We start from the raw sequence: 18,713 nt of genomic DNA, 5'->3' as shown, positions 1-18,713 counted from the left end.
TCTAACGCCTGACACAGGCCTCGCACAACCGAGCCCAGGCATTAGAGGCCGTCAATCTTGACTTTGACATGAATCCGTGTAGCCTCCGTCGCGTTCCGTGGGGCTGTAGCTCAGATGGGAGAGCGCCTCGTTCGCAATGAGGAGGTCAGGGGTTCGATTCCCCTCAGCTCCACCATGGAATCCTTTCCAGATCCCCCGCCAGTCGACCCGGTCTTGCCTTCGGTCTCAGTGCACCCAGACGCGGCCAGCGCTCAGAGAAACCCAGATATCGTGCTGGGCAAACCAGTCTGCACCAAGCAGCATATCCACATTGTCGCGCATGTCCGAAACGGTCAGAACCGGGTCTTTCCAGATCGGGTTACCGCTCCCGGCTGTCTCTTCGCCGAGATGCAGCGCATGGAAGCGATGCCAGTGATACCAGCGCGCATTGAGATCGACACCACTGGTCACGCCGCCCGGATCCTGCCGCAGAACATCGTCTGTGATGCCCATCGCATGGGCGAAGCGTCGCGAGAGGATATGTGAGCGTGCGCCGCTATCGAGCAGGGCTGTGCCGCTCTGGCCGTCCAGTGTGAAGGAAACGGTCAGTCTTGTGCCCTCATGTCTGGCCTTGAGGGTTGTATAGCCGGCTGGCCATGACGGTTTCGCCACGCAAGGACCGCCCTGCCCGACGGGATGCCAGAGAGTGAGACGCTGATGGGGAACATCGAATTCGAGATCGAAATGCTGGAGCAGATCGACCCCCATCAGCCCGGCAATGGGTGGGGTCAGGATCGGCAGGCCCGGCAGTGCGCCCAGCGGGATGGAGCGCTGACCCAGAGGGATCAGGCCGAGGGAAAGCGCGCGTATCAGCATGTTGGGCGCAAGCTGGCCGCGGTCATTCGGGCCCTGAATGACGGTTGCATGGGCAGGGTCGGGCGTCAGATGCAGGGCGGCCGCCGCTTCGGGCGTGATCAGACTGCCTTCGGACCCGGTATCGAGAATGAAGCGCGCCTGACGCCCGTCGAGCACGACAGGCGCGTTGAGAAATAGCGCGTCGTTATGAAGCGGGATCTCTGCAATACGCTCGGCGGCGCAAGGCGTGGCCATGGCACGAGGGGGCAGAAATCCGGCCATGATCATGGCGGACAGGGCAAGAGCAGGGCGCAGCACGTGTTCTTATTTCCTTGCGCGTGGGTGAGCCTGCCAGACGGCAAGGAGATGATTTTCATCAGCCAGCGTATAGTTTTGGGTCGTAGAAAGGCTGGCATGCCCCAGAAGTTCCTGTATGGCGCGCAGATCGGCGCCGCCTTCCAGAAGATGGGTGGCGAAGGAGTGCCTCAGACTATGCGGGGTGGCGCTGGCATCCAGCCCGCTCTGTTCGCGCCAGAGCTGCATCACGCGTCGCGCTACGGCAGGCTGCAGGCGCTTGCCGCGCAGCCCGACAAAGAGCGGCGCCTCCGGCGTGGGGCAGGGATGATGGACGCGCCAGGCTGCAAGGGCTTTTGCGACGTGAGGCAGAAGCGGCACCAGACGCTCCTTGCCGCCTTTGCCCACCACACGCAGGCCATTTTGCGCGGCCCGGTCATGATCGCGCACGTTCAGCGACAGGGCCTCGCCTATACGCAGCCCTGCCCCATATAACAAGGTGAACAGGGCCTCATCGCGCGCGGCGCAGAGCGGGTGCTCGGCCAGCGCCGCCATTTCGACAGGGGCTGTGCGTGCGACGTCGCGCGCCAGGGGGCGCGGCAGGCGTTTGCGGGTTTTCGGCGCGCTCAGCTGGCTCAATGCCGAGGCACTCACCCCATGGATGGAATTGAGATAGCGGGTGAAAGACCGCAGGGCCGAGACCCGTCTGGCGCGCGAGCGGGCGCGGCCATCGGGTGTCCCTGGCTGCTTCTCTGCCCGGCTGGCGTCATGGGCCAGCCAGGCGCGAAAATCCGCCGTGCGCAGAGCGGCGAAAGCGTTCAGATCGGGCTCCTGCCCCAGATGCTCACCGAGAAAGCCGAGTGCCGATGCCACATCATTGCGATAGGCCTGCACGGTGTTCGGGCTGGCCCGTCTTTCATGCGCCAGCCAGTCCAGCCAGTTTTCGAGACATTCATGCATCTGCATGACGGCGGACCTCGTCTCGGTTAAGAGGACAGGGCAGAAGGGGGTGCTCAGGCAACATGACGGAACCGAGCTTAATGAAGCTGACAGCAGATGGCGAGAGAGCGGTGCGTGTCAGCGTTCTGCTGCCGCTGCCTTTTCCGACGCCGCTCGATTATCTGGCCCCTGAAGGGCGTGTTTCCCCCGGCGATCTGGTGAGCGTGCCCCTGGGGCGCAGGCAGGAGACTGGCTGTGTATGGGATACGCAAAGCGATGTCCCGGCCGATTTTGCACCCGCGCCTGCCAGAGAGGTTGCCCTCGCCCGACTGAAGCCGATCCTCGGGCAGCTCGACCTGCCCCCGATCCCGGCTGATCTTCGACGCTTCATCGACTGGCTGGCTGCCTATACGCTGACCCCACCCGGGCTCGTGCTGGCCATGGCCATCAGGGCGCGCCACACCCAGCCGACCCGCGTACAGCTTGGCTGGATCAGGGGGGAGGCCGACCTTGCCGGGCTGCGGCTGACTGAAGCCCGGCAACGCGTACTCGATGCCATAGGGGACGTGCCGCTTTCGACGGCAGCGCTGACAGAAAAAACCGGCGTTTCTCCCGCAGTGCTGCGTGGCCTCGCCTCGGCGGGCGTTCTGAAAGAGGCCCCGCTCGTCGTTGCGCCTCTTTTTGCGCCTCCCGATGCGGGATTTCACCCCCCTCACTTGTCAGAGGAGCAGCGCGAGGCCGCCGATCATCTGTCAGAAGGGGTCAAGGCCCATCGTTTTGGTGTCACGTTGCTGGAGGGTGTGACCGGGTCGGGAAAGACAGAGGTCTATTTCGAGGCTGTGGCCGCCTGTCTTGCGGCAGGGCGGCAATGTCTGGTTCTGCTGCCTGAAATCGCTCTTTCCACCCAATGGACCGACCGTTTCGCACGCCGTTTCGGTGTGCAGCCTGCCTTGTGGCACTCCGAGCTTGGCGGCAAGAAGCGCCGGGAGACCTGGCACGCCATCGCACAGGGGCAGGCGGCTGTGGTCGTTGGCGCGCGCTCTGCCCTGTTTCTGCCCTTTCCCGATCTTGGCCTCATCATCGTCGATGAGGAGCATGAATCCGCCTTCAAGCAGGAAGAAGGTGTGACCTATCATGGTCGCGACATGGCCATCGTCCGGGCCCGCCTTTCCGACGTGCCCGCGATACTGGTCTCGGCCACGCCCAGTCTTGAAACCCTGACCAATGTTGAGAACGGGCGATACCAGCATGTCACCCTCCATAGTCGTCATGGCAATGCGACCCTGCCCGATGTAAGACTGGTCGATATGCGACGCGCCCCGCCGGAGCGCGGCCAGTTTCTGTCGCCGGAACTCGTTGCCGCCATCAGCGCGACCTTCGAGCGTCAGGAACAGGCCATGCTGTTTCTCAATCGCCGAGGCTATGCGCCGCTGACGCTGTGCCGCAGCTGCGGCCATCGCATGGAATGCCCGAACTGTTCCGCCTGGCTGGTCGAGCATCGCGCCCGTCAGATGTTGACCTGCCATCATTGCGGTCATCATGAGGCGCTGCCCGAAACCTGCCCGTCATGCGATGCCGAAGCCAGTCTCGTCGCCATTGGCCCCGGTATCGAGCGTGTTCATGAGGAAGCACGACTGCATTTTCCTGAGGCGCGTATTCTGGTCATGGCGTCTGACACGCTTGGCTCGCCCTCTGCGACAGCTGAGGCCGTGCGTCGCATCAGTGACCGGGAGATCGATCTTGTGATCGGTACCCAGATTGTCGCCAAAGGCTGGCATTTTCCTGATCTGACTCTTGTGGGTGTGGTCGATGCCGATCTCGGGCTGGGCGGGGGCGATCTGCGCGCCGCAGAGCGCACCGTGCAGCTTTTGCATCAGGTTTCTGGTCGTGCCGGCCGTGCCGACAAGCCGGGTGCGGTGCTTCTGCAGAGCTATCTGGGCGACCACCCGGTCATGAAGGCGCTCGTCTCGAACGACTATCAGGCCTTCATGGAACAGGAATCAGCGCAGAGAAAGCCCGGTTTCTGGCCACCATACGGGCGTCTGGCAGCGTTGATCGTCAGCGCCGATTCCGCCGAAGCCGCCGATCGTCTGGCTGCCACGCTGGGTGCCAGAGCGCCCGAACTGCCCGGAACGCAGGTGCTTGGCCCCGCTCCAGCGCCTCTGGCTATTTTAAGGGGTCGTCATCGCCGACGCCTGCTTTTGCGCACACGGCGGAATGTGGCCGTGCAGCCTATCCTGAGGCAATGGCTTGAGGGCGTGAAGCTCTCGAGCCACGAGCGGATCGACATCGATATCGATCCGATTTCGTTTCTGTAGGAAGGTCGCGGGGCACCATCCCGCCCCCCGTAAAGGAGATCGCCCCTCTTATCCCGTTACAGGATATTGAGGAGACGATGACCTTTTGCCGGAGGCAAGGGGAGTGCCTACCGACAGGAGAGGCTTTCTCAGGCAGCCTTGTCTTCGCGCTTGGGCTTGATGGCCTTGACCACGAAGGTGACGATGGCGATGACGGCGAGAACATGCTGCAGATGGGGGCGCAGCTTCTTGGGGCCGAACAGGCTGAGGAAGGTGAGGCCACCCAGAATGGCTTCTTTCGTCTGCGGCTTGGCAGAGCAGCACATCTTGCTGATGCAGCAGCCTTTCTTGCCTTCGTCCGGGGCGGTCAGTTCAGTGACCTTGGCTTTGTTCTTCTTGAACATCGGATTCTCCTTTGACGTCTCTGTCTTATCAAACAACGCAGACGCGACAGAGTTGAGATCGTGACGTGCTTTAAATCGGACGTCCATCCACGGCGGCCTGCAATGTCTTCACACGTTTGGCACCATTGCTGGCAAGCGGATCGACGACAAGCACCTGCCGGGCGGCGGCGAGAGCGGCCTTCATGTCATGTCGCTCTTCCTCTATCTGAGAGAGGAGCTGCCATGACAATGGATCGTCAGGATCTTTCTGAAGGGCGACGCCAAGGTCGCTGATAGCCCCTTCGAAATCGCCTGCCGCGTAGCGCACACGGGCGCGGCCGCGGCGAATGAAGGCCTTGTCCCGCTGAAGGACGAGCGCATTGTCCAGAGCGGCCTCGGCCTTGCGATAATCATGAGCCTTGAGGCTCGAATCGGCATTTTCGAGCAGAAGGCGCGTGCTGGCCGACAGGCCCTTCTGTCGCAGGGTTTCAGCGCGGCGCTCCAGCTCACGGGCTTCGACTGCAGTTTTTGCCGCACGCAGCGCCTTGCTGGTCTCCTGCAGCGGATCGGGTTTCGGCTTGGTGGGGGAAGTGGCCTCGGCAGAAGGCGCTATCTGGCTGGGCTGAAGAGCCGGAACAGGCGCGGCATGGCTGAAAGAAAGCGTAGAAACGACAAAAGCCGCGCTGCTGAAAAGCAGACACGGCCTGATGACGGCCCGGTAAAGGGCCGTGCAATGCGTCAAAACGGGGCGGTGGCTCCGTCTCGGCATCAACAGGAGATTAGCCCTGGCGTGCTTTCATACGCGGGTTCTTCTTGTTGATGACATAGACGCGGCCACGACGGCGAACGACGCGGCAGTCCTTGTCGCGGAGCTTTGCGGATTTGAGGCTGTTACGGATCTTCATGATAATTTGCTTCCCGGGCCATGCAAGACGAACGGGCGTCGCGCCCGCGAGAGGTGGTCGGAATACTAACCGGCATGGCGGGAGTCAACTCTTTGCTGCGTTTCCCGGCGCCGAAAGCCTTTATTTTGGGCGTTTTCAAAGGAGAGAAACGCAATTATCCTGATTCCATGAAGAAAGCCCTGCCTGTTTTCGCCATCCTCCTCCTGGGACTCCCACTCGCGGCCCAGGCTGCGCCCCATCCGAAAAACGACCCGGCGTCGGTGCTCAACCGGATTCTCGGTGTGCTACAGACCGACCCGGACTCGGCAAGCGATACGTGCGTCGAAGCGCTGAAGGAACTGCACAAGACGCAGGGGATCGTCGCCAATCAGGATACCGACAGCAACAACCAGGATGCTGCGGTCGCCCGCGACGTGCTCGAATCCGATTTCGAGGAAACGATTGAGGTCTGCGGGGCCGATGCGCGCCGGCTGTGCCGCACCAAAAGCGAGAGCGACCCCAAACTGCCGCCGCTCTGTGCGGCTGCCCAATCCCGCCCGCCAAGCGAGAATGACGACTGAAAGTCGGGCCCGGCGCTCTGCCGGGCCTGTTCTGATCAGAGCGGGCGTCGTTCCATGGCCCACAGGGCAAAGCCCTGCACATAGGCTACTTCTTCAAGACGCTTGAACCGCCCTGAAGACCCCCCATGACCGGCATCCATATTGATGCGGCACAGGAAGGGCCCACCTTGGGCAATTTCGCGCAGTTTCGCGATCCATTTCGCGGGCTCCCAATAGGTCACGCGCGGGTCTGACAGACCGCCCATGGCCAGAACCGGCGGATAGGCAACGGGCCGGATGTTGTCATAGGGCGAGTAGCTGGCGATCAGGTCATAGGCGTCACCGTCTTCCAGCGGATTGCCCCATTCGGGCCATTCGGGCGGGGTGAGCGGCAGGGTGTCGTCAGACATGGTGTTCAGCACATCGACGAACGGTACCTGTGCCGCGATGCCAGCGAACAGATCGGGGGCGAGATTGGCAACTGCCCCCATAAGCAACCCGCCTGCCGAGCCACCATGGGCGACGATACGCCCTTCCCTGCCATAGCCCTCTGCTGCGAGATGACGCCCACAGGTGACAAAATCGGTGAAGCTGTTGGGCTTGTGCTTGCCGCGCCCCTGAAGGAACCAGTCCCAGCCTTTTTCCGATCCGCCACGAATATGGGCAACGGCATAGATCCAGCCACGATCGACCAGGCTGAAGACAGAGGTGCTGAACCCGGATTCCATCGAGATGCCGTAAGAGCCATAGCCGTAAAGCAGCAGCGGTGCCGTGCCATCGCATGGCGTGTCACGGCGCTTGAGCACAGTGATCGGCACTTCGGCACCATCAGACGCACGGGCGAAGAGACGCCGCGTTTCATACAGGGCCGGGTCATGACCTGAAGGAATTTCGCGGATCTTCTGCAGGGTCTGGGCGCCGCTCGCCATATCGACATCGTACCAATGGGCCGGCGTGGTCGGTGACTCATAAATATAGCGCAGTGTCGTATCGCCATATTCAAGAAAGCCGAGCAAGGTGAGGTCGAAGGCTTCCTCCTTCATGCCGATGGTTCTGGCTGCGGCACGTACTGACCCTTGAACATCCTGACGGGTGACATGGATTTTGATATTGCCATTCACTCGTTCGGACCAGGCGAGATAATCCCGGCTGGCGGCGGCGCCAAGCAGGAAGCGACCCGGCTCGTGCGGCACGAAGGGCGTCCAGTTTTCGCGTGACGGCGAGGAATCCGGCACCTGCATGAACTGGAAATCGATCGCGTTGCCGGTATTGGTCAGAACGATGAAGCGGTCATTCCAGTGCGTGAAATTGTAGCGTTCGCCTCGTACCAGAGGAGACGCAACCTGCGGCATCTGTGTCGGGTCGCTGGCAGGAATGAGAAGCGTCTCGTTGGTATCGTGATCGCCTCGTTCAATCACGATCCACTTGCGCGATGCCGTGACATTCAGGCTGACGAAGAAGCCCGAATCCGGTTCGTCAAAGACCAGCACATCCTCACCACCGGCGAGCGGACGGCGATAGACCCGTGACGGTCGGCCATTATCGTCGCGATAGACCCAGAACAGCCACTGGCTGTCAGGCGATATGACGAAGCTGCCTGCGGCACTCTCGACCGCAGGGGCATAGGCCTTGCCTGTTTCGAGATCGATGCTGTGCAGGCGATAGACTTCAGAGCCCTGCATGTCTGCCGCGTAGACGAAGACCCGATGATCGTCGGAATGCCGTGTGCCTGCGAGCGCGAAATAGGCATGCTCCTTTGCAAGGGCTTCGACATCGAGAAGAACCTGCTCATCCCCTCCGGCGCGGGGGCGACGCAGATAGACCGGATGCTGGGCGTCTTTTGCAAAGCGCGAGAAATAGAGCCACGCGCCATCGGGCCAGGGTACGGAATCTTCGGCGGGCGGGATGCGCCCGATCATTTCCTTGAGCAGTGTCTCGCGCACGGGCGCCATTTTTTCGAGGCAATGCTCGGTATAGGCGTTCTCTTCGCGCAGGGCCTCGGCAATATCGGTCCGCAGCAGCGAGGGGTCGCGCAGCACCTTCTGCCAGTTCTCATCCTTCATCCAGGCATAATCATCCTGCCTGACACGTCCGAGCTGGGTGATGGTGTGCGGGACGCGCCGGGGAGCGGGGGGGATCATGGCAAGGCCTCGAAGTTGTTCAGAAACAAGGTCGGTAGAGTGCGGCAGAACAGGATGCGCCTCAACGCCCTAAAATTCTGTTTCTACGAAGTTTCGATATGAGAACAAACCTGCGCCCGGCTCATATGTTACAAAAGCACACGTCCTTCACCCCGGCATTCGGCTTCGGGAGAAAGCGTTTTAACGGCCCCCGGCTTTGCAGGCGGGGTCTGACGAAGAGCAGACAAAGGATAGTTTTTCATGTTCGCACGTACTTGCCTCGGCCTGACAGCTCTGTGCAGCCTCGTTTTTGTTGGTGCAGCTCACGCCCAGCAGGCTCCCGTTCCTTCGGTTGCGCCTGGCACGCAGTCCACCGTCATGCCTGCCGGGTCGCTGCCCGTGCATCGCGATGGTGCACCGCATGCGCCCACCAATGTCATGCAGTCGGTCGGCGGAGCTGCCGTGAGCGACACGGTGTCGACTGCCGCCACGCCGGGCGTGCTCGACACCTATGGCTTGCCCTCGCTCGACTCAGCAAAGGCTGGCAATCTGGCCGGCCTCGCAAGCTACTGCGTGCGCAACCATCTCGTGCATGGCACCACCCTGCGCGTTGTCGGCCGCACCCTTGCCAAGCGTCCTGACGTGAAGAACGATCAGTATTATTCGCTCGGCGGCAAGGGCCTGCTGCAGACCAGCACGAATGTGCCGTTCGATGTGTCCACGCTCGACCTCAGCCACCGCACGCAGCTCTGCGCGCAGGTCGGCCAGCGCGGTCAGGACTACAAATAAGTCCTGCCTGTAAAAGCATTCGCGAAAGGGCCAGTCCGTGAGGGCTGGCCTTTTTTGCTATGTCGGGGGTGCGTTATGTTGAGGCTTCCTGAGGGGCTTTGGCCCTCTCCCCGGTTAAAGACAGTCGTCCTTGAAGCGGGATCGAAAGGGCCAGCCGCTTCGCGTGTCAGGGCGGCACCCTACCAAGGCTTCGCAAACCACGCAGCCCCGCGACCGGTCAGAAATCAAAGCAGGAAAGACTAGTTCCTTTGCGGGGCCGGGGCGAAGCCCCGGATGCCGCTTCAGTAAGGCAGAGCCAGCACCAGATCGAGGCCTTCTGCACTGCAGAGAACAGCGGCCTTTTCCTGACGCGTGAGAACGTTGAGGGCATCGGCGACAGAAGGAGCCTCGCGCAGTTTCAGCAGACCGACAACGAGGTTGGCATCAATGGCGGTGCCGGGTTTACGCGGGGCGGGCAGGGCGCGGCGATGCTCGGCCACCAGTTCGGGATCGACGCGCAGGGCGGCAAAAGCCTCTTCGGGTGGACGGTTGGGCATGGCTTCAGCCTGTGTCCGGCGCAGATCGTTCTCGGCGGCCAGCTGCAGGATGGGCGGCAGAGCGGTTTCTTCAGGAATCAGAAGCAGCCCCCAGCTTTTCAGCCAGAGTCCCACATCGCGGCTGGCCGTCATGGCCGCCAGCGGAATGGCAAGCGCGAGGCCAAGCAGAACCGGCGTCATCCAGAGGAACAGCGAGAAGGAGACAGACCAGGCAGCTGCAGCCATGACGACACCGAAAGCGGTGTAGATCCAGTAGCCGTGAGCGATTTCCTTGAGGGAGACGCGACCGTCATCGCGGTTCTGGGCGTTCCAGCCAGAATCGCGCCCGCGCAGGATGGAAATCACGCCCGAGGTGTGGATGAGCATGGCGATGGGGGCGATGAGGCCACCGATGAGTGTCTCGAGAGCGATGGAGGCCGTCAGGCGCAGCACTCCGCCACAGCTACGCAGCATGGCGCGGTCGAACAGCGTCGTGATCAGAGCCAGTGCCTTGGGGGCAAGCAGCACAGCCATGGTGCCGATGAACACATATTTGGCCTGTACCGGATCGACCTGCGGCCAATGCGGATAGAGGGTCTTGGTGTCACCGAAATATTCCGGCCGGTCGAAATGCGACTGAAGCGAAATCAGGATGCCGAAAAGCAGGAAAAGCAGCCAGAGCGGTGAGGTGATATAGGCGCCGATGCCGACCATCATATGCATGCGGCTGACCCAGTGCAGGCCGCGTGACAGCACGATCTTGCCATGCTGCAGATTGCCCTGGCACCAGCGACGGTCGCGAATGGCAACATCGGTGAGCGAGGGCGGGCTTTCTTCATAGGAGCCGAAAAGACCGGGGATCATGTGAATGGCCCAGCCGCCGCGACGCATGAGGGCCGCTTCGACAAAATCATGGCTCAGAATGCCACCACCAAAGGGTTTGCGACCCGGCAGATGGGGCAGACCGGCCTGTTCGGCAAAGGCGCGCGTGCGGATGACGGCGTTATGGCCCCAGTAATTGCCCTCGGAGCCGTGCCACCAGGCAATGCCATGGGCGATGAGCGGGCCATAGACACGCCCGGCAAATTGCTGCATCCGCGCAAAAAGCGTCTTGCCGCCGATGATGACCGGCAGGGTCTGGATCAGTGCCACTTTCTCGTGGCGCTCCATGGCCGAAACGGTACGGACAATCAGCCCGCCATCCATGACGGAATCGGCATCAAGCGTCAGCATCTGCTGATAGGCCCCGCCGAAGCGCTTCACCCACTCTTCGAGATTGCCAGATTTGCGGTCGATATTCTTGGGGCGGCGACGATAGAAAACGCGGCCCTGACCATGAACGGCCTCGACGAAGGCGAGATAGGCGCGCTCTTCACGAATCCAGACATCCGGATCGGTCGTGTCGGAAAGCAGGAAGAAATCAAAAGCGTCGATACGGCCTGTGGCCACCAGACTGTCATGAATGGCGCGCAGCCCGACCAGAACGCGGTCGGGGTCTTCGTTATAGGTGGGCATGAGCACGGCTGTGCGTGTCATAAGGGCAGGCAGCGGCGTGTCGCGCGATATGCCCAACCCAAGCCCGCCATGGCGTAGTACCGAAACGAAACCAGCTAGGGACGAGGTGAAGGAAAGCGAGATCCACGCCCCGAGAATGACGAACAGCGCAAGCACGATAATGCCGAGCGTCGAAACGCCCATGCTGTTCAGCACCCGGTTCATTTCAAAGGCGCCCCATGCCGTCAGGAGGATGGCGCCTCCGATGACGAACAGGCGACGCAGCCAGAGAAAGGGCGGCGTGGTGGGGGGATGACGGTCACGCCCGAATGTCTCGGGACGCTGACGCAGGTTCTGCGTGGGCATCTCGAGAGGCGATTCCGCCGGAAGCACGTCGAAAGGGGTGAATTTGCGGGGAAGGCTGCTCACGGCGTCCAACGATACATCCATTTTTCGGAAATCGGGCCCTGCTCATTGGCAAGCTGGCAGGTCAGCTCCGCCAGCTTCGCGCTGCCCGGATAGAATTCGAACGTCGTGCGCCAGCCTTTGATTTCAGGATTGGGCTCGACCACCACATTCTTGATCGTGCCGGTCGAGGCCTGCGGCAGAAGATGGAAAGCGGCGTTGGGCGGCAGGTTCTCGAAAGGCTTGCCGGTAAAGTCGATAACGAACATGCGGCCATCGGCATGATCGGTCACGGCGCCGACGCGGGTGGCGCCGATACGGGCGAGATCGGTCGGCCAGGGCGTGTCCCAGCCCCAGTACATGCGGTAGGTATAGGCATATTCATGCCCGGCCTGCATGGTCTGCTTGGGGCGCCAGAACGAGACGATATTGTCGTTCACCTCGTTGGGGGTCGGGATTTCGACCAGATCGACGGCGCCTTCGCCCCAGTCGCCGATGGGTTCGATCCACAATGACGGGCGCTTTTCATAATTCAGCGCCAGATCCTCGAAATCATGGAACGAGCGGCGGCGCTGCATCAGGCCAAAGCCGTGCGGGCTGGCATCCTGGAACGCCGAGAACTGCAGGTCGACCGGGTTGTTGAGCGGGCGGTAAAGCTGCGCGCCCGTGCCGGTCCACATCTGCAACGCTTCGCTGTCATGAGCGCCCGGGCGCCAGTCATCGACATGATTGCGGTTGTTGGCGTCGAAATAGAACATGCCCGTAAGAGCCGCCACGCCGCCTTCGGTGATGTCGGTGCGCGGATAGAAGCTCGACTGCACATCGAACACCGTAGTGGCGCCGGGGCGAATGGTGAAACGGAAAGCGCCCACGACCGAGGGGCTGTCCATCAGGGCGTGAATGACGACGGAATCGACACCGGGCTTCGGCTTTTCAAGCCAGAATTCGCGGAAGAGAGCGAATTCCTCGCCCTTCGGATCACCCGTGCCATTGGCAAAGCCGCGTGCTGAAAGACCGTAGTTCTGGCCCTTGGCGACGGCGCGGAAATAGGAAGCGCCAAGGAATACGGCGCATTCTTCCATGACATTGGGCGTGTTGATCGCATTGCGCAGGCGCAGGCCCGAAAAGCCGAGATCGTCGGTCACGCGCAGCATCGGATCGGGATAGGTGAACATGTCGGGGTCATAGACGATGGGCGTCGATTGCCCGTCGATGACCTCGTTCATGTTGATACGCGGGCGGTACAGAAAGCCACGCGGGAAGAATTCGACGTCGAAGGCCAGATTCTGACCGCGCCACAAAGCACGGTCTTCCTTGTAGGCGATACCGCGAAACTGGTCGAAATTCATGTTGTCGATGGCGCTGGGCAGGGATTGCTGCGGCGCCTTGTAGGCCGATTTCGACAGCTTCTGTGCGATGAGGCGTACGGTGTTGTTGTCGAACGCCGTCGCCTGCGGCGCGGCGGCAGGGGCCGCCCGGGCGATCTTGCTAGCCCCCAGTATCGAGAGGCCAGCACCGATTTTTACAAGGTCGCGACGCAGCACTATGACTTTCTCCAGCAGGCCCGGCCGGAAGCCGGGTGATGTCTGATTTTCCTAACGCCCATAAGTTACTTTGGGACACAGGAAAACTCGCCTGCCTTAGAAATCTGTCACGAGTGCGGCTTTCACGCATCCTTTTCAGGCGGGAAGCGCGGCTTTTACGCCCTTCTCACGAATGATATGGCGCAGTTCGATCACTTTTGCGTCAAGCGCTTTATGGTCGAGCTTGCGCCAGCCGTCGAATGCCGGAAGGGCGAAGCCTGCTTCGAAATCGTCGCTTCTGGCGATCTTCCAGGTTTCATCGGTAAAGGTCGGCTCGATCGGTTCGAAGCTGCCGCCCTGCTCGTTCTTGCCGCGCAGCATTTCAAGATAGGCGGCCAGACCGTAGGCCACGCGATCGATCGACAGCTTGTCCTTGAGCAGGTTCTGGATCGTTGCCGTCCAGAAAACCTGAACCTTGGAGGCACCATCGCTGCCAATGCGCAGATTCTGATCGGCCATGGCCGGGTTGGAGAAGCGCGAGATGACCGACTGCTTGTATTTTTCGAGGTCCTCACCGGGTGCGGCCTTGAGGGTCGGGATGACATCGGTATCGAGATAGGTCTCTACCAGCTTGCGCAGATCGGGATCGTTGATCGACTCATCAATGTGATCGTAGCCGAGCAGCAGGCCCGAGAAAGCCAGGAAGATATGCGATGCATTGAGCATACGGATCTTCATGAACTCGTAATCGGTTACGTCATCGACCATCTGCACGCCCACTTTTTCAAGGGCAGGGCGGCCATCGGCAAACTCATCTTCAACCACCCACTGGGTGAAATCTTCGGCAACCAGCGGCAGAAGATCGTCAAGACCGCTCTCACGGTTCAGACGCTGCGCGATTTCGGACGAGACTGTCGGCGTGATGCGATCGACCATGGCGTTGGGGAAGGTCGCGTTGGCTTCGATCCAGCTTGCCAGTTCCGGGTCGCGGGCACGGGCAAAGCCCAGAAACGCCTTGCGTGCCACATTGCCGTTATGGCGCAGGTTATCGCAGGACATGATGGTGAAGGCACGGTTGCCGGCATCGCGTCGGCGACGCAGACCCTCGACCACATAGCCGAAAATCGTCGAAGGCGATTCCGGATTGGCGAGGTCACGCTGAACGCCCTTATTCTCAAGGGCAAACTCGCCAGTATGCTCGTCGATATTGTAGCCGCCTTCCGTAATCGTCATGGAGACGATCTTGATGGCGGGGTCAGAAAGAAGATCGAGCACCGCGTCGGGCTTTTCCGGGGCCAGAATGTAATCGCGCAGGGCGCCGATCACACTGCGCTTGCTCTCACCTGACGGGGCGGTTTCGGTCAGGGAGAAAAGGCAATCCTGCGCCTTGAAGTCGTCTGCTTTCTTCTTCGAGCGGTCGCCCGATGTCAGGCCAACCCCGACGATGCCCCATTGCTGCTGGCCCGGCAGGCCTAGCACCTTGTTGACGTAATAGGCTTCGTGCGCACGGAAGAAGTTGCCTACGCCGAAATGCAGGATTCCCGGCTTGATGTCCTTGAGATCATAAGACGGCGCTGCCACGCCTTCTGGCAGGTTCTGCAGAGTCTCACGGGTGATCATTAGCTTAAATCCCTCTTCGTTTTTTATACAGGTTGCCGTTCCCGGGCGGGGCAGAGTGACCTGATCGGCTGCCCCACGTCAAAAATGGTGCGTCGCCTTTTATGGGCGCATTACGTTCGAATAAACGCCCCAGGCGGTTCACAAGTTCATCGCCGGCTCGCGCTGATGCTATTTTCCGATCATGTCCCGCAGGTCCTTGGCCCGGCTTTCCGGTGTGCTCATCAGCACATCTGTCGCACGACGCAGATCCTGTCGAAGCAGCGCGATAACAAAATGCATTTCCGGCAGGGCGTCCTGCCCCAGTGTCGGCAGGGCACTCAGCACGTCTTCACGTCCGGGGCGATAGGGTTTTTCATGCGCCTTGCCGGCAGCATGGATCTCGCAGCGCCGGGCCAGGGAGCGATAGGCATGGCTGAGGCCGGTATGAAGCCCAGCCACGCCTGAAAAGCCACCCCTGTCCTTGCCGGCATTGATGGCGCGCGCCACCAGCATGGTATCGCTCAGCATCCGTCGCATCAGGGCCGGCAGTACGGTCAGGATGGGGTGACGCTTTTCGAGCAGGCCCCAGTTTTCGCGATAGGCCTCCGCTACGCATTCGTTGATGACAAGCAGATTGCGCGCGCAGTGGTCGTTACGGCTCTCAAGCTCGCTCCACATCTCTTCACGTCTGAGAGCGGCCTGTAGCAGCTCATCCATCTCGCGAAACATGCGCCCTGCGGTCAGGAAGCCCCGGCGTCGAGCACTCGCATGTAGCACGACGAAGGATACCACCAGCGAGACGATGACACCCAGGAAAATGGCAGTCAGTCGCTCTGTCAGCGGCCAGTAGGGGTTGCTGCCACGAGAAGGCAGCAGATAGACGATCATCAGCGTCACCCCGGCAAAGCGCAGAGAGGGCCTGACAGCGGCCATATACGCCAGGGGTAGGAGGGCAACGCAGAAAATCGGCCAGTACAGGCCGAAGACCAGCCGTGCAGTTATGGCCAGCGTGCCCACAACCGCGCCGAGCAGCGTGCCGATGATCTGGTCACGTGCCGTCGAGAAAGTCTGGTCGATGCTCGATTGTGTGACGATCAGCGCCGTGATCAGCGCCCAGATCGTTTCATCCAGCCCGGTAGCCTCGCCAATGATCCAGCAGAGCGCGACCGCAACGAGTGTGCGGACCATCTGGCGCCAGGGTGCTTCTCCGTCTTCACGGGCCCTGAACAGCGAGGCGAAAGGCATGGGTCACTCCCCGGAGAGTGGCAACGGCACCCAGCGCAATCCGTCCTGCCCCTGAACAAGCAGCAGGATCGTATGTTTTTTCTGCTGGCGCGCCCGTGCCAGTTCTTTCGAGAGGGCATCGGGCGAGTTGACGCCTACCTGCTGCACCTCTGTCACCACGTCTCCCGGCTGCAGGCCGCGCGTATCGGCCGGGCCGTCGCGCGTGACATCGGTCACCACCACACCGCGCTGTGAGTCGGAGAGATTGTATTTGGCGCGGGTGTCATCATCGATTGCGGCAAACGTCACGCCCAGATCGGCAAGGGCGAGCTTGCTCGGCCCCTTGGTCTTGGCGTCTGTCGGCGGCATGTCGGGCGCTTCGGGTGAGGCCTTGATGGTCAGGGTCGCATCCAGGGTCTTGCCCTTGCGCCAGATACCGAACACCGCCTTGGTGCCGGGTGTGATCTCGGCCACCAGTCGTGGCAGGGCGTGGCCGTCGATCGGCTTGCCATCGAGCGAGGTGATGACATCGCCCGTCTGCAATTTGGCGGCTGCGGCAGGCCCCTTGGGATCGACGCCTGCGATCATGGCCCCTTTTTCAGGCTTGAGACCAATGCTGTCAGCAATCTCATGCGTGACATCCTGCACCCGCACCCCGACCCAGCCACGCGACACATGGCCGTCACGGCGCAGCTGGTCGATCACGCCCTTTGCATCATTGGCCGGAATGGCAAAGCCGATACCGATGGAGCCGCCGCTCGAGCTGTAGATGGCCGTATTGATGCCGATGACCTGACCATCGAGATCGAAAAGCGGACCGCCCGAATTGCCGCGATTGATGGAGGCATCGGTCTGGATATAGTCGTCATACAGGCCGTGATTGATGTCGCGTCCGCGTGACGACACGATACCGCTCGTGACGGTGCCCGACAGCCCGAACGGATTGCCGATGGCCAGCACGCGATCGCCCACGCGTGCCTTGTCGCTATCGCCGAAGGAGACGGTGGGAAAGGGCGTCTTGCTCTCGATCTTGATCACACCAAGATCGGTGCGGCTGTCACGACCGATGATCCTGGCGGGCAGTACCGTGCCATCCTGCAGTGTGACCGATACCTTGTCGGCATCCTTGATGACGTGATTATTGGTCACGATGTAGCCATCGGGCGAGATGATGAAGCCCGAGCCCAGCGCCTGCATCTTGCGCGGCGGGTCCGACGGGGTCGGCGCATGATTCATGTAGTCGTGAAAGAATTTCTCCATCGGCGAGCCGGGGGGAAATTGCGGTACCTGCGGGCCGTCATCGGGGCTCGCATCCGGACCGTCATCATCGTCTTCATCCTCGCCCGGCTTCAGCGTGGCCGAGATCGAGATATTCACGACAGCGGGCAGCAGACGGGCGGCGAGGTCGGCCAGCGAATCTGGCGCCGCGTGGACGCTGCGCGCTGTGGCAGCGCCATCGCCCGGGACCGCCGCCGGTGTGACGGGAGGGGCGGCGGGCTGGGCGAGAACGGAAGAACTGGCGGAGACCCAGCCACCCATCAGGGCAGCAAGAACGAGGCGATGTTTCATGGTCTTACGCTAACGCAAATCAGGGGTTTGCGTCACCTATCTCTGCGTCACGATCTTTCTTCTCTTCCTCTCTGGCTTCCTTTCGTGTCTCACCGGCCATGAGGGCGGCCTGGCGGCGATGGCGGTCAAGCCAGACGGCCACGCCGTAAACTCCGGCCAGACCCAGCACATTGACCAGGAGCTGGATGACCCAGCCATCGCCGAAGCTGTTCATGACCAGTCGTGCGAAGAGGTCGAGAATCGTGCCGAAGCTGAAGACCTCGAGAGAATGGCGACCCAGTAATGCCAGACCCTGCCCTATCCGCGTTTCAGACAGCTTCGTCGCCGTGACTGAAGACTGAACGAGCAGCAGAATGGCCATGGCATCAACCCAGCGCCAGATGGCGAGATCGGATTTGTCGGCCTGCGGCACATCGGCAAGCGGCCTCAGGCTCGGCAGGTTCCAGCTCTCATAGGGAAAGCATTCCAGCGCGCCGAAAAGCAGATAGGCGCCCGCAATGAGCTTTGCCCAGAGCGGCCCGGGCAGATTGCCGTCACGCTTGCCTGCCACAATCGCGGCCAGCATCCCCAGCGTGAAAATGAGCTGCCAGGCAAACGGGTTGAAATACCACCCATCCGGATCGAGCCAGTTCGGCAGATTGAGCGTGGGGTCGCTGTTGATCAGCCCCCACAGGGCGAAACTTGCTGCAGCCAGAAGCCAGGGCGAGATCTTCCAGAGAAAGACCAGCAGCGGGAAACCGAGCAGCAGCACGATATAGAGAGGCAGGATGTTCAGATTATTCGGCAGGGCCTGCAAAGACAGGACACGCCAGATCCATTCATGCCCATGGGCGAGTTCGGGTTCGAGAAAATCGACCGGAACAGGAGAATAGTGGCGCCATTGCCTGATGGTGAGTACCGAGACAAGCAGCATGACCATCTGGAACAGATAGAGGCGCCAGCATCGCCGCACGATCCGCTCGATGCCCATCAGCCAGCCACCCGTTGGCGGGCCGCGCAGGATCAGCCGCCCGTAAGCCAGCCATGAGGCGTATCCGGCCAGCAGCACGAAGATCTCGGCGGCATCGGCAAAACCGAAATTGCGCAGGGTAAAGCGGTTGAGCACATCCTGCGGGGCGTGATCGGCCAGCATCATCAGCAGCGCGATGCCACGCAGCGCGTCGATACGATGGTCGCGCTTCTTGCGTTTCGGGGCGGCTTCGGTCTTGGCCTCGCTCATTCCTGTCCTGCTCTCCTGCCCGGTCGGTCCGGGGGGCGGTGCCCCGGCTTTGCCTGCTCATACGC

15 protein-coding genes and 1 tRNA gene are annotated in these 18,713 nt (G+C 61.4%); 4 read left to right on the top strand and 12 right to left on the bottom strand.

Going from position 1 to position 18,713, the window contains the following annotated elements; translation table 11 throughout:
* Positions 1–99 precede the first annotated feature (99 nt).
* Positions 100–175 (top strand) — tRNA-Ala (locus AA105894_RS02995).
* 50 nt (positions 176–225) lie between these two features.
* On the opposite strand, the gene AA105894_RS02990 is transcribed toward AA105894_RS02995, so the two are convergent.
* Together AA105894_RS02990 and AA105894_RS02985 are read right to left on the bottom strand one after the other, a co-directional pair.
* Positions 226–1,152: a retroviral-like aspartic protease family protein gene (locus AA105894_RS02990; protein WP_267310428.1), complete on the bottom strand. Its 927-nt coding sequence runs from the start codon at positions 1,150–1,152 to the stop codon at positions 226–228.
* A 6-nt stretch (positions 1,153–1,158) separates the two neighbouring features.
* Complete coding sequence (locus tag AA105894_RS02985; protein ID WP_267310427.1) at positions 1,159–2,094, bottom strand: tyrosine recombinase XerC; 936 nt, start codon at positions 2,092–2,094, stop codon at positions 1,159–1,161.
* A gap of 74 nt (positions 2,095–2,168) precedes the next feature.
* Between AA105894_RS02985 and AA105894_RS02980 the strand changes: the two genes are divergently transcribed.
* Positions 2,169–4,385 (top strand): primosomal protein N', encoded by a 2,217-nt coding sequence (locus AA105894_RS02980; protein ID WP_267310426.1) that lies wholly within the window; start codon positions 2,169–2,171, stop codon positions 4,383–4,385.
* 128 nt (positions 4,386–4,513) lie between these two features.
* On the opposite strand, the gene AA105894_RS02975 is transcribed toward AA105894_RS02980, so the two are convergent.
* The 3 genes from AA105894_RS02975 to ykgO form a co-directional block, all read right to left on the bottom strand.
* A complete protein-coding gene (locus AA105894_RS02975) occupies positions 4,514–4,768 on the bottom strand; it encodes a hypothetical protein (protein ID WP_188427201.1) in 255 nt (84 codons plus the stop codon).
* Between the two features lie 70 nt (positions 4,769–4,838).
* Complete coding sequence (locus tag AA105894_RS02970; protein ID WP_267310425.1) at positions 4,839–5,489, bottom strand: tetratricopeptide repeat protein; 651 nt, start codon at positions 5,487–5,489, stop codon at positions 4,839–4,841.
* Positions 5,490–5,526: 37 nt separating this feature from the next.
* Positions 5,527–5,652, bottom strand: a complete 126-nt coding sequence (ykgO, locus tag AA105894_RS02965; RefSeq protein WP_023978233.1) for a type B 50S ribosomal protein L36 — start codon at positions 5,650–5,652, stop codon at positions 5,527–5,529.
* Positions 5,653–5,819: 167 nt separating this feature from the next.
* Between ykgO and AA105894_RS02960 the strand changes: the two genes are divergently transcribed.
* Positions 5,820–6,212, top strand: coding sequence for a hypothetical protein (locus AA105894_RS02960; RefSeq protein ID WP_267310424.1), 393 nt, complete (start codon positions 5,820–5,822; stop codon positions 6,210–6,212).
* 35 nt (positions 6,213–6,247) lie between these two features.
* Here AA105894_RS02960 and AA105894_RS02955 read toward each other — a convergent pair whose 3' ends face one another.
* Complete coding sequence (locus tag AA105894_RS02955) at positions 6,248–8,332, bottom strand: S9 family peptidase (RefSeq protein WP_267310423.1); 2,085 nt, start codon at positions 8,330–8,332, stop codon at positions 6,248–6,250.
* A gap of 240 nt (positions 8,333–8,572) precedes the next feature.
* Between AA105894_RS02955 and AA105894_RS02950 the strand changes: the two genes are divergently transcribed.
* Positions 8,573–9,100 carry a DUF2501 domain-containing protein gene (locus AA105894_RS02950; protein WP_267310422.1) on the top strand — a complete coding sequence of 176 codons (528 nt, stop codon included), beginning with the start codon at positions 8,573–8,575 and terminating at the stop codon, positions 9,098–9,100.
* Between the two features lie 281 nt (positions 9,101–9,381).
* On the opposite strand, the gene mdoH is transcribed toward AA105894_RS02950, so the two are convergent.
* From mdoH to AA105894_RS02920, 6 genes are all read right to left on the bottom strand, one after another.
* A complete protein-coding gene (mdoH, locus tag AA105894_RS02945; RefSeq protein ID WP_267310421.1) occupies positions 9,382–11,559 on the bottom strand; it encodes a glucans biosynthesis glucosyltransferase MdoH in 2,178 nt (725 codons plus the stop codon).
* Entirely contained in the window at positions 11,535–13,058 is a 1,524-nt protein-coding gene (locus AA105894_RS02940; protein ID WP_267310420.1) for a glucan biosynthesis protein, read from the bottom strand. Before AA105894_RS02940 ends, mdoH begins: the two co-directional genes overlap by 25 nt.
* Before the next feature lie 135 nt (positions 13,059–13,193).
* Positions 13,194–14,657, bottom strand: coding sequence for a mannitol dehydrogenase family protein (locus AA105894_RS02935; RefSeq protein ID WP_267310419.1), 1,464 nt, complete (start codon positions 14,655–14,657; stop codon positions 13,194–13,196).
* 168 nt (positions 14,658–14,825) lie between these two features.
* Entirely contained in the window at positions 14,826–15,881 is a 1,056-nt protein-coding gene (locus AA105894_RS02930) for an FUSC family protein (protein ID WP_188427209.1), read from the bottom strand.
* Positions 15,882–15,884: 3 nt separating this feature from the next.
* Complete coding sequence (locus tag AA105894_RS02925; RefSeq protein ID WP_267310418.1) at positions 15,885–17,429, bottom strand: Do family serine endopeptidase; 1,545 nt, start codon at positions 17,427–17,429, stop codon at positions 15,885–15,887.
* A 19-nt stretch (positions 17,430–17,448) separates the two neighbouring features.
* Positions 17,449–18,648: an OpgC family protein gene (locus AA105894_RS02920; RefSeq protein ID WP_267310417.1), complete on the bottom strand. Its 1,200-nt coding sequence runs from the start codon at positions 18,646–18,648 to the stop codon at positions 17,449–17,451.
* Positions 18,649–18,713 lie beyond the last annotated feature (65 nt).

The sequence above is a fragment of the Asaia spathodeae NBRC 105894 genome (assembly GCF_025994195.1).
Classification (GTDB): domain Bacteria; phylum Pseudomonadota; class Alphaproteobacteria; order Acetobacterales; family Acetobacteraceae; genus Asaia; species Asaia siamensis.
The sequence above is the reverse complement of the archived record's forward strand: the minus strand, read 5'-3'. Positions and strand labels throughout refer to the sequence as shown.